At 63.5% G+C, this 23,735-nt stretch carries 18 protein-coding genes; 7 read left to right on the top strand and 11 right to left on the bottom strand.

All coding sequences use genetic code 11. The features are described 5' to 3' along the window. Nucleotides 1-29 precede the first annotated feature (29 nt). The 6 genes from phbB to aceE all read right to left on the bottom strand — a co-directional run bounded on the left by phbB (nucleotide 30) and on the right by aceE (nucleotide 9,503). Nucleotides 30-755, bottom strand: coding sequence for an acetoacetyl-CoA reductase (gene phbB / locus XI04_RS06350; protein ID WP_028145337.1), 726 nt, complete (start codon nucleotides 753-755; stop codon nucleotides 30-32). Nucleotides 756-866: 111 nt separating this feature from the next. Next, nucleotides 867-2,039, bottom strand: a complete 1,173-nt coding sequence (locus tag XI04_RS06345) for an acetyl-CoA C-acetyltransferase (RefSeq protein WP_212246821.1) — start codon at nucleotides 2,037-2,039, stop codon at nucleotides 867-869. Nucleotides 2,040-2,085: 46 nt separating this feature from the next. Next, on the bottom strand, nucleotides 2,086-3,429 hold the full coding sequence (locus XI04_RS06340) for a dicarboxylate/amino acid:cation symporter (RefSeq protein WP_028145339.1): 1,344 nt from the start codon (nucleotides 3,427-3,429) through the stop codon (nucleotides 2,086-2,088). A 42-nt stretch (nucleotides 3,430-3,471) separates the two neighbouring features. Beyond that, on the bottom strand, nucleotides 3,472-5,205 hold the full coding sequence (gene lpdA / locus XI04_RS06335) for a dihydrolipoyl dehydrogenase (RefSeq protein ID WP_271608281.1): 1,734 nt from the start codon (nucleotides 5,203-5,205) through the stop codon (nucleotides 3,472-3,474). An 18-nt stretch (nucleotides 5,206-5,223) separates the two neighbouring features. Next, a complete protein-coding gene (locus XI04_RS06330; RefSeq protein WP_038971016.1) occupies nucleotides 5,224-6,792 on the bottom strand; it encodes a dihydrolipoyllysine-residue acetyltransferase in 1,569 nt (522 codons plus the stop codon). 23 nt (nucleotides 6,793-6,815) lie between these two features. Next, the gene (gene aceE / locus XI04_RS06325) at nucleotides 6,816-9,503 is read right to left on the bottom strand and encodes a pyruvate dehydrogenase (acetyl-transferring), homodimeric type (RefSeq protein WP_085968297.1); all 2,688 of its coding nucleotides are present in this window, start codon (nucleotides 9,501-9,503) and stop codon (nucleotides 6,816-6,818) included. Between the two features lie 632 nt (nucleotides 9,504-10,135). Here aceE and lipA point away from each other — a divergent pair. From lipA to XI04_RS06290, 7 genes are all read left to right on the top strand, one after another. Then, nucleotides 10,136-11,104, top strand: coding sequence for a lipoyl synthase (gene lipA / locus XI04_RS06320; protein ID WP_038946239.1), 969 nt, complete (start codon nucleotides 10,136-10,138; stop codon nucleotides 11,102-11,104). An 873-nt stretch (nucleotides 11,105-11,977) separates the two neighbouring features. Beyond that, on the top strand, nucleotides 11,978-12,802 hold the full coding sequence (locus XI04_RS06315; RefSeq protein WP_271595068.1) for a metallophosphoesterase family protein: 825 nt from the start codon (nucleotides 11,978-11,980) through the stop codon (nucleotides 12,800-12,802). A 6-nt stretch (nucleotides 12,803-12,808) separates the two neighbouring features. Then, nucleotides 12,809-13,975: an ABC transporter ATP-binding protein gene (locus XI04_RS06310; protein ID WP_271623543.1), complete on the top strand. Its 1,167-nt coding sequence runs from the start codon at nucleotides 12,809-12,811 to the stop codon at nucleotides 13,973-13,975. Next, nucleotides 13,972-14,901 (top strand): carbohydrate ABC transporter permease, encoded by a 930-nt coding sequence (locus XI04_RS06305; RefSeq protein WP_271608282.1) that lies wholly within the window; start codon nucleotides 13,972-13,974, stop codon nucleotides 14,899-14,901. Before XI04_RS06310 ends, XI04_RS06305 begins: the two co-directional genes overlap by 4 nt. Nucleotides 14,902-14,951: 50 nt before the next feature. Beyond that, nucleotides 14,952-15,776 (top strand): carbohydrate ABC transporter permease, encoded by an 825-nt coding sequence (locus XI04_RS06300; RefSeq protein WP_028145347.1) that lies wholly within the window; start codon nucleotides 14,952-14,954, stop codon nucleotides 15,774-15,776. 28 nt (nucleotides 15,777-15,804) lie between these two features. Beyond that, nucleotides 15,805-17,109: an ABC transporter substrate-binding protein gene (locus tag XI04_RS06295; RefSeq protein WP_038974189.1), complete on the top strand. Its 1,305-nt coding sequence runs from the start codon at nucleotides 15,805-15,807 to the stop codon at nucleotides 17,107-17,109. A gap of 70 nt (nucleotides 17,110-17,179) precedes the next feature. Next, a complete protein-coding gene (locus XI04_RS06290) occupies nucleotides 17,180-18,799 on the top strand; it encodes an inositol monophosphatase family protein (RefSeq protein WP_063615351.1) in 1,620 nt (539 codons plus the stop codon). Between the two features lie 7 nt (nucleotides 18,800-18,806). On the opposite strand, the gene XI04_RS06285 is transcribed toward XI04_RS06290, so the two are convergent. From XI04_RS06285 to XI04_RS06265, 5 genes are all read right to left on the bottom strand, one after another. Then, on the bottom strand, nucleotides 18,807-19,184 hold the full coding sequence (locus XI04_RS06285; protein ID WP_028145349.1) for an NUDIX hydrolase: 378 nt from the start codon (nucleotides 19,182-19,184) through the stop codon (nucleotides 18,807-18,809). A 41-nt stretch (nucleotides 19,185-19,225) separates the two neighbouring features. Beyond that, the gene (locus tag XI04_RS06280) at nucleotides 19,226-20,245 is read right to left on the bottom strand and encodes a zinc-dependent alcohol dehydrogenase (RefSeq protein ID WP_028145350.1); all 1,020 of its coding nucleotides are present in this window, start codon (nucleotides 20,243-20,245) and stop codon (nucleotides 19,226-19,228) included. A 149-nt stretch (nucleotides 20,246-20,394) separates the two neighbouring features. Further along, complete coding sequence (locus tag XI04_RS06275) at nucleotides 20,395-21,342, bottom strand: sugar-binding transcriptional regulator (protein ID WP_197905462.1); 948 nt, start codon at nucleotides 21,340-21,342, stop codon at nucleotides 20,395-20,397. 97 nt (nucleotides 21,343-21,439) lie between these two features. Then, complete coding sequence (locus tag XI04_RS06270; RefSeq protein WP_271623542.1) at nucleotides 21,440-22,969, bottom strand: alkaline phosphatase D family protein; 1,530 nt, start codon at nucleotides 22,967-22,969, stop codon at nucleotides 21,440-21,442. Further along, a complete protein-coding gene (locus tag XI04_RS06265; RefSeq protein WP_095425758.1) occupies nucleotides 22,966-23,727 on the bottom strand; it encodes a glycerophosphodiester phosphodiesterase family protein in 762 nt (253 codons plus the stop codon). Before XI04_RS06265 ends, XI04_RS06270 begins: the two co-directional genes overlap by 4 nt. Nucleotides 23,728-23,735 lie beyond the last annotated feature (8 nt).

Genomic DNA, 23,735 nt, shown 5'->3' with positions numbered 1-23,735 from the left:
TCTTCGGTTCGGGAGGCCGGCATGCGGCCTCAGATCATGTGCTGGCCGCCATTCGCCGATATCGTCGATCCCGTGATGAAGCCGGCATCGTCGGAGGCGAGAAACACCACCGCGCGCGCGATCTCGTGCGGTTCACCCAGACGGCCGACCGGAATCTGGGGCAGAATGTTCTTGGCCACGATCTCCGGACTGATCGCCTTGACCATCTCGGTGGCGATATAGCCGGGGCAGATCGTGTTGACGGTGATGCCGGCGCGGGCGCCCTCCTGGGCCAACGCCTTCACGAAGCCGATGTCGCCGGCCTTGGCAGCGGAGTAGTTGACCTGGCCCATCTGGCCCTTCTGGCCGTTAATCGAGGAGATGCAGATCACGCGACCGAACTTGCGCTCGCGCATGCCTTCCCACACCGGCCGCGTCATGTTGAACAGGGAGTTCAGATTGGTGTTGATGACCGCGTACCATTGCTCCGGCGTCATCTTGTGGAACATGCCGTCCTTGGTGATGCCGGCGTTGTTGACCAGCACATCGACCGGCCCCAGGTCGGCCTCGACCTGTTTCAAGCCGGCGACGCAGGCCTCGTAGTTCGAGACGTCCCATTTGTAGACGTTGATGCCGGTCTGACTCTTGAACTTCGCAGCTGCCTCGTCGTTACCGGCATAACTCGCCGCCACCTTGTAGCCGGCCGCCTTGAGTGCGACCGAGATCGCCTCGCCGATGCCGCGCGTTCCGCCGGTCACCACCGCAACTCTGGACATGATTTCCTCCTGATCCTGATCGGTTATTCTTCTGCCGGCCGCTGTCGTTCGCGGATGGTGTGGTGCCGTCCGCGTTCATTCTGCTCCGGCGCTTATGGCCGGTGTTCTCTGCTACCGTTCGACCGTCAGGGCGACGCCCATGCCACCCCCGATGCACAACGTTGCAAGCCCCTTCTTCGCACCCCGCTTCTGCATCTCGAACAGCAGCGTCGTCAGCACGCGGGCGCCAGACGCACCGATCGGATGACCGATGGCGATGGCACCGCCGTTCACGTTCACGATCGAGGGATCCCAACCCATGTCCTTGTTGACGGCGATGGCCTGGGCCGCGAAGGCCTCGTTGGCTTCGACGAGATCGAGATCCCCGACCTTCCAGCCGGCCTTTTCCAGTGCCTTGCGCGAGGCCGGGATTGGCCCCGAACCCATTACCGCCGGGTCGACGCCGGCGGTCGCCCAAGAGACGATTTTTGCAAGCGGCGTCAGGCCGCGCTTGCTGGCTTCCTCCGCGCTCATCAACACCAGCGCGGCCGCGCCGTCGTTGAGGCCCGAGGCGTTGCCCGCAGTCACCGAGCCTTCCTTGTTGAAGGCGGGCTTAAGTTTGGCGAGAGCATCCTGCGTCGTGCCGGCACGGATATACTCGTCCTGGTCGACGACAACGTCGCCCTTCCTGGTCTTGACGGTGACGGGAACGATCTCGTCCTTGAACCGGCCGCCCTTTTGCGCGTCCTCGGCCTTGTTCTGCGAGCGGGTGGCGAAAGCGTCCTGCTCCTCGCGGGTGATCTGCCATTTGGCGGCGATGTTCTCCGCCGTGACGCCCATGTGGTAGCCGTGGAAGGCGTCCATCAGGCCGTCCTTCAGCATGGAATCGACGAATTTGACGTCACCCATCTTGGTGCCGCCACGCATATGCGACAGATGCGGCGCCATCGACATCGACTCCATGCCGCCGGCAACGATGACCTTTGCGTCGCCATTGGCGATCTGCTGCAGCCCAAGCGCCACCGACCGCAGACCCGAGCCGCAGAGCTGGTTCATGCCCCACGCCGTCTTCTCCTGCGGAATGCCGGCCGCCATGGCGGCCTGCCGCGCCGGATTCTGCCCCTCACCGCCGGACAGCACCTGGCCCAGGATGACCTCGTCGACATCTTCAGGCGAGACCTTCGCGCGTTCGAGGGCACCCTTGATCGCGACGGCTCCGAGCTCGTGCGCGGTCAGCGATCCAAGTGCACCGTTGAAGGAGCCGACCGGCGTTCGCGCGGCGGACACAATCACCACATCAGTCATGACCATTTCCTCTTGTCTGTCTGTTAAATCTCTCGCAATCCAATCGCTAGATGCCCCTGCCCTCTGCCACGGCGGTCTCGAAGTCTGTCGGATCGATGTCGCGCTCGAGACCGACACGAAGCTTCTCGCGATCGAGTTCGCCCTCCCACCAGGCCACCACCACGCAGGCAACACCGTTGCCGCAGAGATTGGTCAGCGCGCGGCATTCGCTCATGAACTTGTCGATACCGAGCACGATCGCCATGCCGGGAAGCAGCTCCGGCCTGACGGCGGCGAGCGTGCCGGCCAGCGTAATGAAGCCGGCACCCGTGATCCCCGATGCGCCCTTCGAGGTGAGCATGGCAACGACGAGAATCGTCAACTGCTCGCCGAAACTGAGCTGCACGTTCATCGCCTGGGCGATGAACAGCGTCGCCAGCGTCATGTAGATGTTGGTGCCGTCCAGATTGAAGGAGTAGCCGGTCGGCACGACGAGGCCAACGACCGGCTTGGAGCAGCCGAGGCGCTCGAGCTTCTCCATCATCTGCGGAAGCGCGCTCTCCGAGGACGACGTGCCAAGCACGATCAGCAATTCATCCTTCAGATATCTGAGGAACTTGAAGATCGAGAATCCGGCGAAGCGGGCGATCAGACCAAGGACCACAAAGACGAACAGGAGCGCAGTGACATAGAAGGTTGCGATAAGCCCAGCGAGATTGCCCAATGCCTGCGGACCATACCGGCCGATCGTATAGGCCATCGCACCGAACGCACCGATCGGGGCCGCCTTAACAATGATCGAGATGACGCCGAACATCGCGTGAGCCACGTCATCGATGAACGCCCGCACGGTATGGGCGCGCTCGCCGAGCCCCATCAGCGCAAAGCCGAACAGGATTGCAAACAGCAGGACCTGCAGGATTTCTCCCTGCGCAAACGCTCCCACGACCGTGTCCGGGATGACGTGCAGGACGAAATCGATCGACCTCATTTCGCTCGCCTGCTTGGCGTAACCCGCGACAGCAGCGGCGTTGGATTGACCCTGAAAGCCTGCTCCAGGCTGCACCACATTGCCGACGATCAAGCCGAGTGCCAGTGCAAGCGTCGACACGATCTCGAAATAGATCAGCGCCTTGATCGCGACCCGACCGACCTTCTTGACTTCGGAGATATGGGCGATGCCGGAGACGACGGTACAGAAGATGATGGGCGCAATCACCATCTTGATGAGCTTGACGAAGCCGTCGCCCATCGCCTTGATCCACTCGTTCTTGCCGAGTTCGGGCGAGACCCAACCGACGATAATGCCGAGCACGATAGCTGCGAGCACCTGAACGTAGAGCACCCGGTAAAATGGCTTCTTCTGCGTCACGGCCTTCTTATCGACCGTCGCACTGGTCGCTCCAGACATTATGTCTCCTCCCTCATTTCGCTGCGTTCCGCGCGGGCAGTCCTACTTCTTCTTCTGCGGCGGCAGATCGGTACAGTGGCCCTCAAAGACCTCCGCCGCCATGCCGATGGACTCGCCGAGCGTCGGATGCGGATGAATGGTCTTGCCGATATCCGCGGGCTCGCAGCCCATCTCGATCGCGAGACAGACCTCGCTGATCAGATCGCCCGCATGTGTGCCGACGATGCCGCCGCCGATGACGCGTTGCGTCGCCGTGTCGAACAGAAGCTTTGTGAAACCCTCGTCACGACCGTTGGCGATGGCGCGGCCGGAGGCTGCCCAGGGGAAAACCGCCTTGCCGAACTTGATGCCTTCGGCCTTGCACTGATCCTCCGTCTTGCCGGCCCAGGCGACTTCGGGATCAGTGTAGGCCACGGACGGAATCTGCCGCGCGTCGAAATAGGATTTTTCGCCATGGGCGACTTCCGCGGCCACATGACCTTCATGCACGGCTTTATGGGCCAGCATCGGCTGCCCGACGATGTCGCCGATCGCGAGGATATGCGCCACGTTGGTCCGCATCTGCCTGTCGACGTCGATGAATCCGCGATCGGTCACCGCGACACCCGCCTTCTCGGCGCCGATCTTCTTGCCGTTCGGGCTGCGGCCGACCGCGACCAGAACCAGGTCATAGAGTTGCGGCGCCGACGGCGCCTGCTCGCCCTCGAAGGAGACCTCAATCCCGGCCTCGGTGGCCTTCCCACCGACCGTCCTGGTCTTCAGCATCACCTTGTCGAAGCGACGCGCGTTCATCTTGTCCCAGACCTTGACCAGGTCGCGGTCAGCGCCCTGCATCAGGCCGTCGAGCATCTCGACCACGTCGATGCGTGCGCCGAGTGTCGAATAGACCGTCGCCATCTCCAGCCCGATGATGCCGCCGCCGATCACCAGCATGCGCTTCGGGATCGATGTCAGCAGCAGGGCGCCGGTCGAGTCGACGATGCGCGGATCCTCGGGCAGGAACGGCAGCTTCACGGCCTGGCTGCCGGCGGCGATGATGGCCTTGGCGAACTTGATCGTCTTCTTGCCGCCTGCCGAGGTAACCTCGAGATGGTGCGGGTCGAGGAAGGCGCCGACGCCGGTCACGACCTCGACCTTGCGGGCCTTTGCCATTCCGGCAAGGCCGCCGGTCAGCTTCTTGATCACGCCGTCCTTGAACGCACGCAGCTTGCCGAGATCGATCTGCGGCGCGCCAAAGGAGATTCCGTGGTCCGGGAGGTGCTTGACCTCGTCGACGACGGACGCCGTATGCAGCAGCGCCTTGCTCGGAATGCACCCGACATTGAGGCAGACGCCGCCGAGTGTGTCGTAACGCTCGACCAACACGGTCTTCATGCCGAGATCGGCGGCTCGGAAGGCGGCGGAGTAGCCGCCGGGACCGGCGCCGAGCACCAGCACCTCGCATTCCATATCCGCCTTGCCGGAATGGAATGCTGCGACAGGAGTCGCTGCCGGTGCCGCGGCGGCGGGGGCAGGCGGCGGCGTGGCCGCGGCGCCCGCGGCTTCCAGCATGAGGATGACGGCCCCTTCGCTGACCTTGTCGCCGACCTTGACCCTGACCTCCCTGACAACGCCGGCATGCGAGGACGGAATCTCCATCGACGCCTTGTCGGACTCGACCATGATCAGGCTGGTGTCGACCGCGACGGTCTCGCCGGGCTTGACCATGACTTCTATCACCGCGACGTCCTTGAAGTCGCCGATATCAGGCACCTTCACTTCGACCTGCTGAGCCATGCCGCCCTACTCCCGATCTCAGAACAGCACGCGCCGCAAATCGGCGAGCACGCTGGCGAAATAGACGTTGAAACGTGCGGCCGCCGCACCGTCGATGACGCGGTGGTCCCACGACAGCGACAGCGGCAAGGTCAGGCGTGACGTCCAGGTCTTGCCGTCAGGCGAATGCTGCTTCCAGTATCCCTTGCACACGCCCATGATCGCGACTTCCGGCGCGTTGATGATCGGCGTGAAATAGATGCCGCCGATGCCGCCGAGCGAGGAGATCGAGAAGGTGCCGCCCTGCATCTGGTCTGGCTTGATCTTGCCTTCGCGCGCAAGCTTGGCGAGCGCGTTCATCTCATTGGCGATGTCAGGCACCGATTTCTTGTCGGCATCGCGGATGACGGGCACCATCAGGCCGTTCGGCGTGTCGGCGGCAAAGCCGATGTGCCAGTAGTTCTTGTAGACCAACGTGTCGCCGTCGAGGCTGGCATTGAACTCCGGAAACTTCTTCAGCGCCGCGACGGCTGCCTTCACCATGAACGGCAGCAGCGAGAGCTTCACGCCGCTCTTCTCCAGCTCCTTGTTCATCTTGACCCGGAACTGCTCGAGCTCGGTGATGTCGGCCTCGTCATGGGTCGTGACATGCGGGATGACGACCCAGTTGCGATGCAGATTGGCTGCCGAAATCTTCTTGATGCGACCGAGCTCCTTGCGCTCGACCGGGCCAAATTTTGCGAAATCGATCTTGGGCCAGGGCAGCAGATCGATGCCGCCGACACCGCCCCCGCTTGCGGGCGCAGCCTGCGGCTTGGCGGCGGACGCCCCGCCCTTGGCAACGGCCTCGACGTCTTCGCGAACGATACGGCCGTGATTACCGGAGCCTTTGACCTTGCCGAGATCGACACCCATCTCGCGTGCCAGCTTGCGCACCGCCGGTCCGGCATAGGCGAGCGCGAAGGCCTTTTCGTCGACCCCGCCGACTTGCGCCACGGGAGCCGCTGCGGGCGCCGACGACACTGCTGCAGGCGCAGGCGCCGCAGAGGCGGCCGTCGTGGACGCATCGCTGGTCGCGAGCACGAGAATGATCGCGCCCTCGCTGACCTTGTCGCCGGTCTTGACCTTGATCTCGCGCACGGTCCCCGAGAGGGGCGCCGGCACTTCCATCGTCGCCTTGTCGGATTCAAGCGCGATCAGCGGATCCTCAGCCTTGACGCTGTCGCCGGGCTTGACGAAGATTTCAATGACCGGAACGTCCTTGAAGTCACCGATATCGGGGACGCGCACCTCGGCGACACCGGCCGGTGCGCTGACTGGCGATGGCGGCGCGCTGACGACCGGGCGAGCCTCGGCCTGCTCCGCGCCAGCGCCCACGAACTGCACGATCACGGCGCCTTCACTGACCTTGTCGCCAACCTTCACGGCCACCGACTTCACCACGCCGTCGCGCGGCGACGGCACTTCCATGGTCGCCTTGTCGGACTCCAGCGCGACCAACGGATCCTCGGCCTTCACCGTGTCGCCCGGCTTGACGAAGATCTCGATCACGGGGACTTCCTTGAAGTCGCCGATATCGGGAACCTTGATGTCGATCAGACCACTCATCGCTCTGCCCTCGGCTCCCTGGCTCACACAGTCCACGGCGCAGCGCGCCCGGCATCGATTTGATATTTGGCGATGGCCTCGGCCACGATTGCGGGCTTGATCGTCCCCTCATCGGCGAGCGCCTTGAGCGCCGCGACCGCGACGTAGTGCCGGTCGACCTCGAAGAACTTTCTAAGCTTCACGCGGTAGTCGCTGCGGCCGAACCCGTCGGTGCCGAGCACGACGTAGCGACGCCCGGCCGCCTGGACATATTCCCGGATCTGGTCGGGGTAGTTGCGCATGTAGTCGGTGGAGGCCACGACCGGCCCTGGATGTCCCTTGAGCTGCGATTCCACCCAGCTCTCGCAACGCGGCTCGGTCGGATGCAGCAGGTTCCAGCGCTCCGCCGCCATGCCATCGCGGCGTAGCTCGTTGAAGCTGGTTGCGCTCCAGACGTCAGCGGTCACGCCGAAGTCTGCCTTGAGCAAATCGGCGGCCGCGATCACCTCGCGCAGGATCGTGCCCGACCCGACAAGCTGGACGCGGAGGCCCTTCTTCGCGGTCTCGCCTCCGTTCTTCAGGAGATAGAGTCCCTTGAGGATCCCCTCCTCCGCCCCTTCGCCTGCATCGGCAAGCGCGGGATGCGGATAGTTCTCGTTCATCAGGGTGAGGTAGTAGTAGACGTCCTCCTGCGCCTCGTACATCCGGCGCATGCCTTCGCGGACGATCGTCACGACCTCATAGGCGAAGGTCGGATCGTAGGAGATGCAGTTCGGGATGGTCGCGGCGAGCACGTGGCTGTGGCCGTCCTCGTGCTGCAATCCCTCGCCGTTCAGCGTAGTCCGGCCGGCGGTGCCGCCGAGCAGGAAGCCGCGGGCCCGCATGTCGCCCGCAAGCCAGGCGAGATCGCCGACGCGCTGCAAGCCGAACATCGAGTAGTAGATGTAGAACGGGATCATCGGCACGTTGTTCGTCGAGTAGGACGTCGCCGCAACGATCCAGCTCGACATCGCGCCGCCCTCGTTGATTCCCTCCTGGAAGACCTGTCCGCTCTTGTCTTCGCGGTAGTACATCAGCTGATCGGCGTCCTGCGGCCTGTAAAGCTGGCCGACCGACGAGTAGATGCCGAGTTGCCGGAACATGCCTTCCATGCCGAAGGTGCGGGATTCGTCCGGTACGATCGGCACGATGTGCTTGCCGATCACCTTGTCGCGCACGAGCGCACCGAGCAACTGCACGAAGGCCATCGTCGTCGAGATCTCGCGCTCGCCGGTGTTTTCGAGCAGCCGCTGGAACGTCGAGAGCGGCGGAATTTGCAAGGACGCGGATTTCCGCCGGCGTTGCGGTAGGTAGCCGCCGAGCTTTTCGCGCTGCGCCCGGAAATACTTCATCTCCGGACCATCTTCCGGCAACCGGAGGAAGGGCACCTTGGCCAGGTCCGCGTCGGCGACCGGCACCTGGAAACGGTCACGAAAGCCGCGCAGCGCGTCCTGCGTCATCTTCTTCGCCTGATGGGCGATCATCTGGCCCTCGCCGGACTCGCCCATGCCGTAGCCCTTGACGGTCTTCGGCAGAATGACCGTGGGCTGGCCCTTGTGGTTCACGGCCGCGGTGTAGGCGGCAAAAACCTTCTCGGGATCGTGGCCGCCGCGCGCAAGCTGCCAGATCTCGTCGTCGCTCATGTCAGAGACGAGTTGCTTGGTTTCCTCGTACTTGCCAAAGAAGTGTTCGCGAATGTAGGCGCCGCTCTTGCTCTTGAAGTCCTGGTATTCGCCGTCGACGCATTCTTCCATGAGCCTTAGCAGCAGCCCGCTCTTGTCCTTCTCCAGCAGGCGGTCCCAACCCGAGCCCCATAGCACCTTGATGACGTTCCAGCCCGCACCGCGGAAGACACTTTCGAGCTCTTGCACGATCTTGCCGTTGCCGCGGACGGGCCCGTCGAGCCGCTGGAGATTGCAGTTGATGACGAAGATCAAATTGTCGAGGTTCTCGCGGCCGGCGAGCGAGATCGCGCCGAGCGATTCCGGCTCGTCGGTTTCGCCGTCGCCCATGAACGCCCAGACCTTCCGGTTGGACGTCTCGGCCAACTTGCGGTTCTCGAGATATTTCAAGAACCGCGCCTGATAAATCGCCATCAACGGCCCCAGCCCCATCGACACCGTCGGGAACTGCCAGAAGTCCGGCATCAGCCAGGGATGCGGATAGCTCGACAAACCCTTGCCGCTGGTCTCCTGCCTGAAGCTGAGGAGCTGCTCCTCGCTCAGTCGCCCCTCAAGGAAGGCGCGCGCATAGATGCCGGGGGAACAGTGCCCCTGCACGAAGATCAGGTCGCCGCCATGGGTCTCGGTCGGTGCGTGCCAGAAATGGCCGAAACCGATGTCGTAGAGCGTGGCGGCAGACTGGAAGCTGGCGATGTGGCCACCGAGCTCCGAGCTCTCCTTGTTGGCGCGCAGAATTATCGCCAGCGCATTCCAGCGGATGATGGAGCGAAGCTTGTGCTCGATCGCGCGGTCGCCCGGCAGCGCCGGCTGCTGCTCCAGCGGGATCGTGTTGCAATAGGGTGTCGTCAGCGACTGCTCGATCTGAAGGCCACCGCGTCGCGCGGCGTCGAGCATCGCATTGACGACGAACTCCGCGCGTTCGTTGCCGCGGTGCCCCCGGACCGCCGACAGGGCATCGAGCCACTCCCGGGTTTCCTGCGGGTCCTGATCGTGAGCGTCCGCGATCGTCATTACCTTCTCCATTGCATGCCAAGCCGCAGTCGCGTGCCAACGTTCATTGCGGTCCGCATTCATGCGGACACGCGCAATGCCGATCGGGTGATGTCCCGGTCGTTTCAGGTGATGGGTTGTGTGTTGGCTGGCATCTGAACGTCCCCTCGCGCTGCATGTTCTGAAGCTGTCGCTTCTTTTGGCAGATGCTTAAGCAGCATTCATGCCAGACCGCGAAAAGAACGGCATTCGCGTCGATGTCGTTCAACTTGCTCGGTTTTACCGGGCGGGTCGGAGCCCCCGCCCATGCATCCGGGCTCGATCCGTCTGAAGCTCCGGAAAACCGGCTAGAGCATCGCCCGAAATCTCGGATCAGCAGATGGAGGGTTCCGAATGCCGCGCGCAATGCCGGTAACCGGCCTTGCACGTCGGGAACGAAAGCGCCCGCGCAAGGCAGCGCGCCCGGTCACCGCGTGAATCAACGCGGGACCACAAATCATGTTGACGTGCTTCACCGCGATAGCTGAATGTCGGCGACCGCGCGCGGGACGGCGTTGTTGTCACGCCACGGCTCGCGCAAGACGGAACGTGTCGCACAATCTGAGCGGAGCCGCCGCCATGTTCGGCTCTCGCACATCGCAAGGGGTGGGCGCATGACGGTGCTACTTGATTTCCTCAACGACGATCCGCGAACGAAGCTGCGGACCGATCGGCCGCGCCATCCCGAAAAGGTCAACCGCCCGGACACGCCGCTACAAAAAAAGCCCGCATGGATCCGCGTGAAAGCCCCCGGCTCCGCCCAATGGACCGAGACGCGACGTATCGTGCGCGAAAACAAGCTCGTGACCGTCTGCGAGGAAGCCGGCTGTCCCAACATCGGCGAGTGCTGGGCGAAGAAGCACGCGACCTTCATGATTATGGGTGACACCTGCACGCGCGCCTGCGCGTTCTGCAACGTGCGCACCGGCCTGCCCGACCCACTCGATGCCGACGAGCCCGGCAAGGTCGCCGACGCCGTCGCCAAGCTTGGGCTCGAGCATGTGGTCGTGACCTCGGTCGATCGCGACGACCTCGCCGACGGCGGGGCCGCCCATTTCGCAGCCACAATTGCGGCGATCCGCGCAATGAGCCCGGCGACCTCAATTGAAATCCTCACGCCTGATTTCCTGCGCAAGCACGGCGCACTCGAGACGGTCGTTGCCGCAAGGCCAGATGTGCTCAATCACAATCTGGAAACGGTGCCGTCAAAATATCTCGCGGTGCGTCCAGGTGCGCGCTATTTCCATTCGGTCCGACTCCTGCAACGCGTGAAGGAGCTCGACCCGCGCATCTTCACCAAATCGGGAATCATGGTCGGCCTCGGCGAGGACCGCAGCGAGGTGCTGCAGTTGATGGACGATCTGCGTTCCGCCGACGTCGATTTCCTGACCATCGGCCAGTATCTCCAGCCGACGCGCAAGCACCATGCCGTGATGCGCTTCGTGCCCCCTGATGAATTCGAGGCCTATCGGAAGACCGCCTATGCCAAGGGATTTCTCATGGTCTCGGCCACGCCACTGACGCGATCCTCACACCACGCCGGTGACGACTTCCGCAAGCTGCGCGAGCGCCGAAGCATTTAGCTATCTATGCGGCTCGATCGCGCTTCTCCACAAACCAACACCTAGCGCAAACCGACGCTCAGATTCACAGCCGTAGCTCAGGCTGAGCGGATTGGCAGGCAATATACGCTCGTCGTGCTCTCAAACGGATGGAGGCCGTTGGCGCTCTCGAGATTTTCTTTGATCTCCCGGTGCACACGTCGTGCGCACGCCGCTTCCTAACCGATTGAAAAACTAGAACTCTCGCTCCAATCCAACATCGGGGCCATGGAAAATTTCCGATCTAACCCGTTAATTTTACTGAGATATTCCGCCTCTGCCCGACCCTTGATGTGATTGGAACGATTAAGAAATCTGGTGTGACGAGGCTTCCGCAACCTGGCTCTTCTAGAACCACATATGCACGAATTGGAAGTGGAAATCGCGTCTTCGGAGTCCCGGTGAACGCGTCACGCAAACGCTCAGCGAGAGGGCACACGCCACTCATAGGACACGCATCAAAGGCCCTCGAGCACTCAGCTTGGAGATATCGGCTTCGATCATGTCGGTCGGTCATGTGAATCCAGGTTGCGCAGACGCTGCGCCATTCAATCGCGACCGCGCAGACCGAAGTTTCCGTCCCTGGTCAGACGACACACCCGGTTGCTCACATCCGCGCATGATCCGCTTGTCTTGTGTGAATTACATTTGTCACAAGGACAGATCATATGTATAGTTGATTGAGATGACACAAGCGGCTTAAGCGGCATCGTCAGCCAGGGAGGGCGCCGGAAGCTTCAGATCTCACGACTACAATGACCACTCCGCGCGGCGCGGGGCAGCGCATTCGATTCGAACGACAGACCGCTGCGCGCCCAACGCACGGCATGACACGCGACCCAAAGCAGAGGCGTCATGGTCCGAGTTATTCAGATTTCCGATACGCATCTCAGCCCGAGCAAGCAGCACTTCGACGCGAACTGGGCGCCACTTGCCCGTTGGATCGCGCAGCATAAGCCAGATCTCGTCATACATACCGGCGACGTGACGGTCGATGCGGCCGATCAGGAAACCGACGCAGCATATTGCGCGACCCAACTGGCCTCGCTCGGCGTCCCTGTCGTGGCGGTTCCGGGAAATCATGACGTCGGCGAGGTCGGCAATCCGCATCAGCCGGTAAATGGCGAGCGGCTCGATCGCTTTCGCCGCCACTTCGGCGACGACCGCTGGCTACGCGATGTGGACGGTTGGCGCCTGATCGGCCTCAATTCGATGATCTTCGGCGGCGGCCCCGAAGAGGCGCGGCAGACCGAATGGCTCGAGGCCGCGATGGCCGATGCTGCGGGGCGTCGCCTTGCCTGGTTCACCCACCGGCCGCTGTTCATAGAATTACCGACCGAGGCCGACACCGGTTACTGGTCGGTCAAGCCGGAGCCGCGCCGCGCCCTTCTCGATCTGCTGCAACGCTACCAGGTGGAGATCGTGGCCAGTGGACATCTGCATCGCTGGCACGAAATCCGGCTGAACGGCACGCACTACATTTGGGGGCCGGCGGCCGGCTTTCTGGTCGGTGAGAAACTGGCGCCGCCGATGAGCGGCGCTGCACGGCTTGGGGCGGTGGTCTACGACATCGACGGCGAAAATATCGACGTGAGCATTCGTCCGGTGCCCGGCCTCACCGATTACTGGATCGACGACGTCGTGCACGAAGTCTATCCACCGCGCGATGCTGAGGCGTGATCTGCGATGGCCGGCCTCACATTGCGCGGCATCCATAAGGCTTTCGGCGACACATCCGTCCTCAACGACATCGACCTCGATATTGCGGACGGCGAATTTCTGACGCTGGTTGGCCCCTCCGGCTGTGGCAAGTCGACGCTCCTGCGCATCATTGCCGGCCTCGAATCGCAGGACCGCGGTTCGGTGTCGATCGGCGGGACTTCGGTCGACCATATGCGGCCTCACGAGCGCAGAATCGCCATGGTGTTCCAGAATTACGCGCTCTATCCCCACATGTCGGTGTTCGACAACATAGCGCTGCCGCTCACCATGACGCGCCTCAACCTGTTCGAGCGCCTGCCCTTGATGCGTCATTTGTCGCTCCGCCGCAGTCGCGTCATGGACGAGATCGCGCGCGAGGTGCGGGCCGTCGCGGAGCAGCTTCGAATCGACACCTTCTTTCACCGCCGCCCCGGACAGCTTTCGGGCGGTCAACGGCAGCGCGTCGCGCTCGGCCGCGCAATGGTGCGTCATCCGCAGGCTTTCCTGATGGACGAGCCATTGTCGAACCTCGACGCCAAGCTGCGTGTGCACATGCGTGGCGAGCTGACCGAGCTGCACGCGCGTCTCGGCGCCACGATGATCTACGTGACACACGACCAGATCGAAGCGATGACGATGTCCGATCGCCTTGCCGTGATGGATCACGGCAACATACTCCAGCTCGGCACCCCCGCCGAGGTCTACGAACGGCCCGCCACGACTGCGGTCGCGCAGTTCATTGGCAGTCCGGCGATCAATCTATTTCCGGCCCATGTGGGCCCCGGCGGCCAGGTCGAGCTGCTCGGCCGGACGCTGCCGATCGATGTCCGCAACGCGCCGACGCCGGAACTGACGGTCGGCGTGCGTCCGGAAGCAATGCGGATCGGAGGCGGACCGTGCGCCGTCACGTGCAGGTTCCGGCGCCGCGAAAATCTCGGCTCGGAAAGCATCCTTCAATTCGATCTCGCGGCCTCCCCGGAAGTGGCGGTGCTCTGCCGGGTCGACAACAGCATCCCCATCCCCGAGGGCGAAGTCCCGCTGGCCTTCGAGCCACGGGATTGCCACGTCTTCGACAACAACGGCCGCCGCCTCGAGGTGGAAAGCCGCAATGCAGCCGGCCGCGATGTGCGCCGCGCGAGCGAGGCCCGATGACCACGGTCGCTGCTCAAGTCACTCCGCTCGACGCGGCGCCGCCAGCCGGCCGCCAGCGATGGGTCGAGCGGTTCGCGGGCTTGGGCTTTGCCGCGCCGGCCTTCATCCTGCTGGTCCTGACGAATCTGGCGCCGCTGGCTGCTCTCGCCTTCCTGAGTTTCACCAACTACGAGCTGGGTGCGCTCGACTTCTCGTTCGTCGGCTTCAAAAACTTCGGCGCGGCGCTGCAGGATCCCGTGATTCGTCGCTCGGTGACCAATACCCTGCTCTACGTGGCGATTGTCGTGCCCGGCGGCGTCCTGATCTCGCTGCTGGTCGCACTCCTGATCCACCAGCGCAAGCGCACGCGCAGCCTCTATGAGGTTATCTATTTTCTCCCCGTCACCTCGACGCTCATCGCAATGGCCACGATGTGGCAGTTCCTGCTGCACCCGACCCTGGGGCTCATCAATCAGGCGCTCAAGGGACTGGGGTTCGCGGAGACAGCTTTCCTGAGCGAGCCGCGCCTCGTCATCCCGACGCTCGCCGCGATCGGCATCTGGCAGCTCGTCGGCTTCAACATGGTGCTGTTTCTCGCCGGCCTCTCGGCTATTCCCCGCGATCTCTACGAAGCTGTCGATATCGATGGCGCGAGCCACCCCATTGACCGCTTCCTGAAAGTGACGTGGCCGATGCTCGGTCCGACGACGATGTTCGTGACCGTGACGACCTTCATCACCGCCTTCAAGATCTTCGACACGGTTGCGGTGATGACGCGTGGAGGCCCCGGAGGCGCATCCGAGGTGCTGCTGTATGCCATCTATCTGGAGGGGTTTCAGTACTTCCACATGAGCTATGCGGCGACGCTCACGCTGGTATTCCTGGCGTTCACCCTCGTGTTCTCGGTGCTGCAGACCTTCATCCTCGACCGACGGGTGCACTATTGATGCGCACATCGGCCACGATCACTCGCCCGCCGACGCCGGTGGCGATCCGGATGCGGCGCCTCGTGTCGCTTGCGCTCGTCCACGCGGTGCTGATCGGCGGCGCCGTCTTCATGCTGCTGCCGTTCGTTTTCATGCTGACGAGCGCGATCAAGCCGCCGGGCGAGATCTTCGAGGCGACGTTCCGGCTCTGGCCGCGCCAGTTCTACGGATGGCAGAATTTCGAATCTGCCCTGAGCACCGCGCCACTGCTGCGTTTTCTGCTCAACGGACTCATCGTCTGCGGCGGAATCCTCGTCGTCCAGCTGCTGGTCGCAATTCCCTGCGCCTATGCGCTCGCCAAGCTGAAGTTTCCGGGACGGCCGATCCTGTTTTCGCTGGTCCTGCTCGGACTCTGCATTCCGGTCCAGGCGCCCTCGCTCCCGCTCTACATCGCGTTCGCCGAACTCGGCATCCTCAACACCTACCTCTCGATGATGATGCCCTTCTTCCTGTCGGTGTTCGCGATTTTCCTGTTCCGCCAGTTCTTCAAGTCCTATCCGGATGAGATCATCCAGGCCGCGCGGCTCGACGGCGTCGGTGAGTTCGAAATCGTGTGGCGCATCGTCGTGCCGAGCGCATGGCCGGCGATCGCGGCGTTTTCGATCTTCTCTGTCGTGGCGCACTGGAACGACCTGTATTGGCCGCTCATCGTCGTCTCCGACACCAAGCTCGCGACGCCGCCGCTCGGCATGATGTATTTCGCCGATTCCGAGTTGGGCTCGAATTACGGGGCGCTCGCCGCCGGCGCCACCATCATCACGGCGCCGCTGGTCATCGCGTTCCTGATCGCGCGGCGGCATTTCCTTGCCGGCATCACGATGACCGGAATCAAATGACTTCAACATCCGCTAGGGAGACACCGTCATGCTGCATCGCCGAGACCTCCTGAAAAGCGCCGCGGCCGTTGGGACGACCGCGCTTTCAAGCCCGCTCCTGACGCGATCGGCCCACGCGCAGGACGTTACGCTGGATGTCCTTTATGCCTTTCCTGCCTTCGCGAAATTCCATGAGCCGATCGCCCAGGAGTTCATGAAGCGGCAGTCGGGCATCAAGATCCAGTTTCGGGCGCCGGCGGCGAGCTATGACGAAGGTCATCAGACTATGCTGCGGCAGGCCGTCACCAACCAGCTGCCCGACGTCTACTATTCGGGTTATCACCTCCTCGCTGAGCTCGTGCGCACGCTGGTGAAACGCAACCAGATCACCGAGGTCGCCTCGCTGCTGCAGAAGGAGGACGCCGCCTGGCGCAAGGCCAACTATTCCGACGGAATCCTGGCCCTCGGGGCGGTCGACGGCAAGATCTACGGCCTCGCATTCAATGCGTCGCTGCCGGTCATCTATTTCAACACGCAGCTCGTGAAGGAGGCGGGCGGCGATCCGGACAGGATGCCCGACAACTGGACGGACATGATCGCGCTCGCCGTCAACATCAAGAGCAAGGGACCCGATGTCGCCGGAATAGCCTATAACATCCATGACTGGCCCGACGACTGGCTGTTCCGTTCCCTGATCCTGCAAGGTGGCGGGCAGATGCTCGACGCGTCGGAAACCACTGCCGGTTTCGGCAAGGATGCCGGGCTGAAGGCTCTGGTCCACTGCCGGCGGTTCGTGGCCGATGCCAAGATGCCGCTGATCGATTGGGACTCCTCGCGCCAGCAGTTCATCGCCGGGAAAATCGGCATCTTCGCCGACACGCCGGCCCGGTTGCGCCAGGTCACGGATCTGATCGGCGACAAGTTCACCTTGCGCACCTGCACCTTCCCGATCGACGACAAGCAGAAAGGTGGGCTGCCCACCGGCGGCAACGCGGCAATCATCACGGCGAAAGATCCGGCGAAGCAGCGGGCCGCCTGGGAGTTCCTGAAATTCGTGAGCGGACCTGAAGCGCAGAAAATCGTGGTGGAGACCACGGGCTACATGCCGACCAATTTGCGCGCCTCGGGGCCCGACTTCCTGGCTCCGTTTTACGACAAGAACCCGAATTTCCGCACCGTGTCGCAGCAGATCGAGCGCGCGAAGCCATGGCAGGGCTATCCGGGCGGACAGTCCGTGAAGATCTGGCGCACGCAGCGCGAGATCATCCATGCCGTCATGCGCGGCGAGACGACCGCCGAGGCCGGGCTCGATCGCATGGTCAAGGAAAGCAACGCCTTGATGAAGAGTTCGTAAGCAACGGACAGCCGCCCACAGCAGGTGACCAAGCGCTGTTAAAGGCCCTTCTCCCCGGAACAGGACTCCCGTGTTCATCATTGCCCAGCTGAGCGATTTCCATGTGCGTCCGCATGGCAGGAAAGCTTACGGAGACATCGATACCAACGCGATGTTTCACGACGCGATCGACGCCGTGCTGAACCTCGGTCCGCAACCCGACTGCGTCGTGGTCAGCGGCGATCTGACCGACTGCGGGCTCGAGGAGGAATACGAGATTGTCGCCGCCGGCCTGGCAAGGCTGCCGATGCCGGTATTCGTCATTCCCGGCAACCACGACCGGCGCGAGCAGTTCATACGGTCGCTGCGACCACGCCACCGCTATCTTCCGTCCGACGGCTTCATCAACTTTGTCGTGGATGAATTCCCGGTCCGGCTGATTTTCCTCGACAGCGTCGAGGTCGGACATATCCACGGGACCTTCTGCGCGGCGCGGCAACAATGGCTGCGCGAAGTGCTCGCGGAAGGCCCCAGCAAGCCGACGGTCATTATCATTCATCATCCGCCGTTCCTCGTCGGAGCCGACGGAATGGACGAGCTGGGTATCAGCGACGCTACAGCGCTCAACGCAATCATCAAGGACCATCCGGACACCGAACGTGTGCTGTGCGGTCACTATCACCGCTCGATCACGGTGCGCTACGCGGGGACCGTGGGCTATGTGGCGCCGAGCACGGCGCACCAGGTCGCGCTCGACCTGCGGCCAGGTCGCGGTAACCGCTTCATCAAGGAGCCGCCGGGATTTGCCTTGCACTGTTGGCGGCCGGACATGGGCATCAGCAGCCATCTCGTCCCGATCGGAGACTTTGGTCGTCCGTTCGACATCGCGCCCGATCGGGACGATCCGGGAACCGAGGAGCGCAAGAGCCTTCCAACGCTGCTATGGCGCGCAGAGGCCGTCGTTGCTGAGGCTGCAGCCAGGCTGGTCGCGATGCAATCCACGCCGCTACGCACAGAGCGCAAGGACGGGCTCGATATCGTCACCGAGGCGGATCTTGCCTCCGAGGCGGTCGTCGTCGCGGGCTTGAAGGCGCTGACGCCGGATGCCGGCATCCTGGCCGAGGAGAGCGGCGCGAGCCAAGGGGACAATGCGGCGCGCTGGATCATCGATCCGCTCGACGGCACGATCAACTACGCGCAGGGACTGCCGTGGTTTTCCGTGACGGTCGCCTACGAGGTCGACGGTGAGACGAAACTTGGCCTGATCAACGCTCCCAAGATCGGACTGACTGCGCGCTATCTCGCGGGGGCAGGCGCAACGATCGATGGCGTGCCCGCCCGCGTCTCCACGACGCGTTCGCTGTCAGATGCGGTCGTCTCGGTGATTCTGACCTCGCATTTCTCGCCCGACGAAGTCCAGCGGACGACGCGTGTAATCGAACTGCTCGGCAAAGTGGCGCGCGGCGTGCGTATCGTCGTCTCGGGCGCCTTCGAGACGACGATGGTGGCCTCGGGTCGCCTGGACGGCTTTGTCTCATTGAAAGCCGACATCGTTTCGCACGCTGCCGCGTTGCCGATGGTGTGGGCCGGCGGCGGGAAGGTCACGACACTGACGGGGCGCCCGTGCCGCAACGACGATCTCGACAAGATCGCCTCCAACGGATTGATCCATGAGGAACTGCTGACTCTCCTGCGCCAGGCGCTGCGATGACGGAGTTTTATCTCGGAAACAGCTTATCGCGGATGTAGCGCGACGTCGGGGTCAGTCTGGCGCCGCGCGGCTTGCGCCAAACCGCTCGATCGATCTCCTTCTTGTCGCCGACCTTCAGGCGCCCCGACACCTTCTTGGCCAGGAAGATCGCATCACTCATCCGCCGGCCGGTTCGGCTCTTTCTCGCTTTCACTTCCTTCCATAGTTTCAACGGCCCGAGCTTCAGCTTGGGAAGCTCCTCCTTGATCTCGCGACGAAGGCAACTCCTGTCGCTCTCGCCTGCTCGCCTTCGGCCGCCGGGAAACATCCAGAGCCCGTCGCGCCTGCGTCTGACCATCAGGACGCGTCCCTTTCTTGCGACGACCAGCTTCGACGATTTCGCCATTGGCACCCGTCCTGCCGAGCACTTGCGAGAGAGCGCTCAATCTACGGGCAGATGATTGCCTTGATGATGCCGTCGCGCCGCGCGACCTGCTGCTCGAACGCGGCAGGCGTCTGGTCGAGCGAGAAACGATGCGTGGCCAGCGGCGCCAGCTTGACCTGCCCGCCTTGCGCAAGCGCGATGGCGCGCGGATAAACTTCCGGCATGCGCCGTGAAAACTTGATCGACAGGCCCTTTCGACGCGACTCCGCGCCGCTGAGGACGTACTGATTATTCTCCGGGATGCCGACGAGGACGACCCGGCCACCGATGCGGGCGCAGCGCGCCGCATGCTCGAAGCCGTGCGATGAGTCGGTTGCCTCGATCACCAGATCGACGCCGCGGCCTTCGGTGGCGTCCCCGACCTCGGCGTAGCTGCGGCACGCCACGTCCGCCCCGAGGTCGCAGGCCAGTGCAGTACGCTGCTCGACAGGGTCGATCGCGATGATCTTTCCGCTACCTGCAAGCCGCGCCAGTTGCACGAGCAGCAATCCCACCGGCCCGCAGCCGAGCACGGCCACGCTTTCCAGAAGCCGCGGGCGCGCCAGATCCATCGCATGGATCGCGACGCCAAGCGTCTCCAGGATCGCCGCGCCGGCCGGGTCGATGCTGTCAGGCACCAGATGCACGGCGGATCGGGGCACACAGACGAATTCGGCCATGGCGCCGTTGTGAGGCGCGTAGCCCAGGAATTTCACGTTGGGGCAGAGATTGGTGTGACCGCGGTGACACCATTCGCAACGGCCGCAGGGAATGGAAGGATCGACCGCCACCAAAGCGTCGGCCGAGAACCCCGCTTTTCGCGCCGAGTCCGGCGTGAGGACACCCGAGAACTCATGGCCCAGGACGAACGGCCTGACTTGGGTCGGGCCAGTTGTTCCGCCCTCGAGATAGGAATGCAAATCGCTGCCGCAAACGCCGACAGCCTTGACGCGGATGATGAGTTCGTCCTCCGCGAGCGGCTTCGGCTCGGGGATATCGAGGACGCGGATGTCACGAATGTCCTGGAGCACCGCAGCGCGCATGTCGACGCCATCCTTCTGAGCAGTTGTCTCTCTCATAATACATATGTAATCCTTAAGTGACAAATGCTTTTGCACGCCGTTCGGCGCGCACGGGGCCTCGCGCCCTCGGTGCCGAAGGCGTGGATCCCCTCTTCGTTGTGAGAAAGCGGCTATTTCTGCTTGTCGATCAGTTTCAGCGCGGCGACGGCGGTGTTCTCGTCCGTCACCAGCACCTTGCCGATCCGCCCGCGCAGCACCGCGGCGATGATCGGCGCCTTGTTGAGCCCCCCGGCGATCAGCATCGACGTCGGCACGCGCGCCAGCTTCTCGAGCGGCAGCGCAATGGCGCGGCTGTTGATGCCGTGATCTATGGGCCGGCCGGTCTTGTCGAGAAATTGCGCCAGGACGTCGCCGACGGCGCCTGCCGCCCGCAGGTGCTCGGCACGAACGTCCGGCGGCAGCCCATGCCGCATCAGCAGCGAGCGCGGCGTCAGATCTCCCATGCTCAACAGCGCTAGATCGATCTTCTCAACGCTGTTCAGCACCTCCTGATAGACCTCCTGGGCCAGGAAGGTGTCGCGCGAGCGCCGGCTGCTGACAAAGATCGGGGCGGCCAGATAGCTGCACTGGGCGTGCAGCCGGTGCGCGAGCTCGCCCGCAATCTCGAAGGTGTTGAGCTCGAGTCCCCGCGACAGGCCCCCCATCATGGAGACGATGGAGAGCTCGGGATAGTCCGCCGGCGTGACGTAACGGATGGTCTCACGCAAGGTCGCGCCCCATCCGATACCGATGATGCGCGGCCGCTTCTGTTCGAGGAATTTCGATAAATACGCGCCCGCCGCCATCCCGATCAGGCTGCCGACCTGCTCGGGATTCCCCGGGCTCGGGATGACGACCGCGTCCTCCAGACCGCATTCCCGGCGCAGGCGGTGCTCCAGCTCCGTGCAGCTCGCAAAGGCGGAGTTGAGGCGGATGTTGACGATACCGGTCTGCCGGGCATCCGACAGCATGCGATTGACGCGGGCGCGGGTCAGCCCCAGCCGCTCGCCGATCTCGGCCTGGGTCAGGTTCTCCATGTAGTAGAGCCAAGCGACCCGCAGGATGGTTTGATCAGTCACGGCGCAGCCCCCCGCAGCGGCCCCAAGGCACAGTCAGACGTCGGAGCATTTGAGGCGATCTTTCGTTGGTCGTCAAATCTCTGCGATGCGGATTTCGTCATGCGGCCTTCGCGCCCGGCACGCCATCCTCGACCACAAAGCTCGTCAGCCGGCGCACCGCGCTCGCGGCATCCTTGACGTCGTCGAGCGCCTCGAATCCCACAGTGCAATGCCGGGCGTCGAGCTCCACGGTCGCATAGCCGCGCTTGTCGCCTCGCGCGTAGGCCAGATGCGGATTCTCCGCCAGCGCCTTGCGCACGCTGGCTTCGCTCGGACCGTCTGAGGTGATCGACGTGCCGACGAACTCGGTCGCAATGGTCGGTCGATCTGGCCGGGCGAAATCATGCTTCAGATCGGCGGCAAAGAAGGCGTGACGGTCGCCGCCGATCACGATCGGATTGCGTCGGCGTTGCGCCACGAGCGAATCGAGGAGACGGCGGCGGGCGTTGGGATAGCCGTCCCAGCCGTCCATCCAGAAGTGAGCACCATCGTCCCCTTCCCGCTTGTCCTGCGCCATCAATGTCTGCTGCGCGACGATCGTCCAACGGCCGCGACAGTCGCGCAGGCGGGCATCGAGCCACTGTTCCTGTTGTTCGCCGAGCATTGTCCGCGCTTCATCCGTCCGGCTCGCACAGTCAGCCACCCAGGTCGGACGCCCGCTTCCGACGCAGGCCGATGCCGAGCGATATTGCCGGTCGTCGAGCAGCAGCACGTCGAGCATCTCGCCGAAGCGATAGTGTTCATAGATCGTGGCGTCGGCGCCGCGCGGGCGCGCCGAGGGAGGCAGCGGCATGTGCTCGTAATAGGCCTGATAGGCTGCCGCACGGATCTTGAGGAACTGAGCAGCATCGCGCGCCGTATAGGAGCGATCATTGGCATAATCGTCCATCACCTCGTGGTCGTCCCAGACCGAAAGCCAGGGAAAGGCAGCGTGCGCGGCTTGCAGGTCGGGATCGCTCTTGTAGAGCGCGTAGCGGTTGCGGAATTCCTCGAGCGTCGTCGGAATTCCGACGCCATGCTGGCGGACGTGGCGCGATCCCCAGGATTTCTCGTAGATATAGTCGCCCAGATGTACGACGAGGTCGAGATCACGCGCGGCCATGTCGCGGTAGGCGGTAAAATAGCCTTGCTCGTATTGCTGGCAGGATGCGAAAGCAAAACGTAAAGGCCGCGCCGCCCTGGCGGGCGCGGTTCGGGTGCGTCCGACCGGGCTGAGCGCCGGGCCGGCGCGGAAGCGATACAGGTAGACGCGGTCCGGCAGCAGCCCCGTCGCCTCGGCATGCACGGAATGCGCAAGCTCCGCGGTCGTCCGCACGACGCCGCGGGAGGCGATGCGCGAGAAGGCCTCGTCCTCCGCAACCTGCCATTCGACGTCCACTGCCGCGTCCCGCATGCCGCCGCCCTCGAGCGGCTGCGGAGCAAGGCGGGTCCACAGGATGACGCGATCCTCCCGCGGGCATCCGGACGCAACACCGAGCGTGAACGGATCCGCGCTGAACGAAACCGGCGCTCCCCGCACGAACCCGGCGGGTGCAGCCAAGGCGGCGCTCGCCAGCGATCCCACGAGAAAGCGGCGGCGGGGAATCATGGGCGCGCCGGCATCGTTTCGAGCCTGCGGCGAATGCTCACGGCGATATCCGGCCGATCGGTCGTGATCTGCCGCACCGGTTGCGAGAGCCAATAGGCGATATCCTCCGGCTCGTTAGTCACCCATGCGCCAAGACGCTCGGATCCGAGCACCTTGAGGGCGAGTGGCAACGCCAGCCCAAGGAGGGTTTTTTCGACCGCGACAATGCAGCCGGGAATGGCGGCCAATTGCGTCAGCGCAGGCTCAATTCCGCCCATCATCTCCGCCGAACGACGGTCGAGCGAAACGAGCACCCGCGCCTCCGGCCACAGCCGGAGCACGGTCTCGATCACGCCGGGCACGAAGCAGGTGATGATTGCACGCCGTTCCAGGCCCCGGCGCTTGATCTGGTCGATCAGCCTCGCTTCGAGGCCCGAATAGGAATTGCCAAGCGCATCCGTCTTGATCTCGATGTGGAGCTCAAGCGTGGTTTCGCTGAACACGTCGAGCACCTCGTCCAAGGTCGGAATGCACTCATCACCCGCATCACGAAGACGCATTGCCGTCAAGCGTTGCAGGCTGCGCTCGCCCACCGGTCCGCTCTCGAATGTGGTGCGGTCGAGCAGCGGATCATGGATCACGACGACACCGCCATCCGTGCTCTGATGGACGTCGAACTCGACTGCGTCGACCCCTTCCCTGCACAGGTTGCGGAAGCCCGTCAGGCTGTTCTCTGGCCAAAGATTGCGTCCGCCGCGATGCCCGGCGATGAAAACCATGATCAGTC

The sequence above is a fragment of the Bradyrhizobium sp. CCBAU 11430 genome (assembly GCF_028128855.1).
Lineage (GTDB): Bacteria > Pseudomonadota > Alphaproteobacteria > Rhizobiales > Xanthobacteraceae > Bradyrhizobium > Bradyrhizobium ottawaense.
The sequence above is the reverse complement of the archived record's forward strand: the minus strand, read 5'-3'. Positions and strand labels throughout refer to the sequence as shown.

Bases quoted from the DNA above. Each gene is read 5' to 3' on its own strand.
- phbB (WP_028145337.1), bottom strand. From the start codon at position 755: ATGTCCAGAGTTGCGGTGGTGACCGGCGGAACGCGCGGCATCGGCGAG.
- XI04_RS06345 (WP_212246821.1), bottom strand. From the start codon at position 2,039: ATGACTGATGTGGTGATTGTGTCCGCCGCGCGAACGCCGGTCGGCTCC.
- XI04_RS06340 (WP_028145339.1), bottom strand. From the start codon at position 3,429: ATGTCTGGAGCGACCAGTGCGACGGTCGATAAGAAGGCCGTGACGCAG.
- lpdA (WP_271608281.1), bottom strand. From the start codon at position 5,205: ATGGCTCAGCAGGTCGAAGTGAAGGTGCCTGATATCGGCGACTTCAAG.
- XI04_RS06330 (WP_038971016.1), bottom strand. From the start codon at position 6,792: ATGAGTGGTCTGATCGACATCAAGGTTCCCGATATCGGCGACTTCAAG.
- aceE (WP_085968297.1), bottom strand. From the start codon at position 9,503: ATGACGATCGCGGACGCTCACGATCAGGACCCGCAGGAAACCCGGGAG.
- lipA (WP_038946239.1), top strand. From the start codon at position 10,136: ATGACGGTGCTACTTGATTTCCTCAACGACGATCCGCGAACGAAGCTG.
- XI04_RS06315 (WP_271595068.1), top strand. From the start codon at position 11,978: ATGGTCCGAGTTATTCAGATTTCCGATACGCATCTCAGCCCGAGCAAG.
- XI04_RS06310 (WP_271623543.1), top strand. From the start codon at position 12,809: ATGGCCGGCCTCACATTGCGCGGCATCCATAAGGCTTTCGGCGACACA.
- XI04_RS06305 (WP_271608282.1), top strand. From the start codon at position 13,972: ATGACCACGGTCGCTGCTCAAGTCACTCCGCTCGACGCGGCGCCGCCA.
- XI04_RS06300 (WP_028145347.1), top strand. From the start codon at position 14,952: ATGCGGCGCCTCGTGTCGCTTGCGCTCGTCCACGCGGTGCTGATCGGC.
- XI04_RS06295 (WP_038974189.1), top strand. From the start codon at position 15,805: ATGCTGCATCGCCGAGACCTCCTGAAAAGCGCCGCGGCCGTTGGGACG.
- XI04_RS06285 (WP_028145349.1), bottom strand. From the start codon at position 19,184: ATGGCGAAATCGTCGAAGCTGGTCGTCGCAAGAAAGGGACGCGTCCTG.
- XI04_RS06280 (WP_028145350.1), bottom strand. From the start codon at position 20,245: ATGCGCGCTGCGGTGCTCCAGGACATTCGTGACATCCGCGTCCTCGAT.
- XI04_RS06270 (WP_271623542.1), bottom strand. From the start codon at position 22,969: ATGATTCCCCGCCGCCGCTTTCTCGTGGGATCGCTGGCGAGCGCCGCC.
- XI04_RS06265 (WP_095425758.1), bottom strand. From the start codon at position 23,727: ATGGTTTTCATCGCCGGGCATCGCGGCGGACGCAATCTTTGGCCAGAG.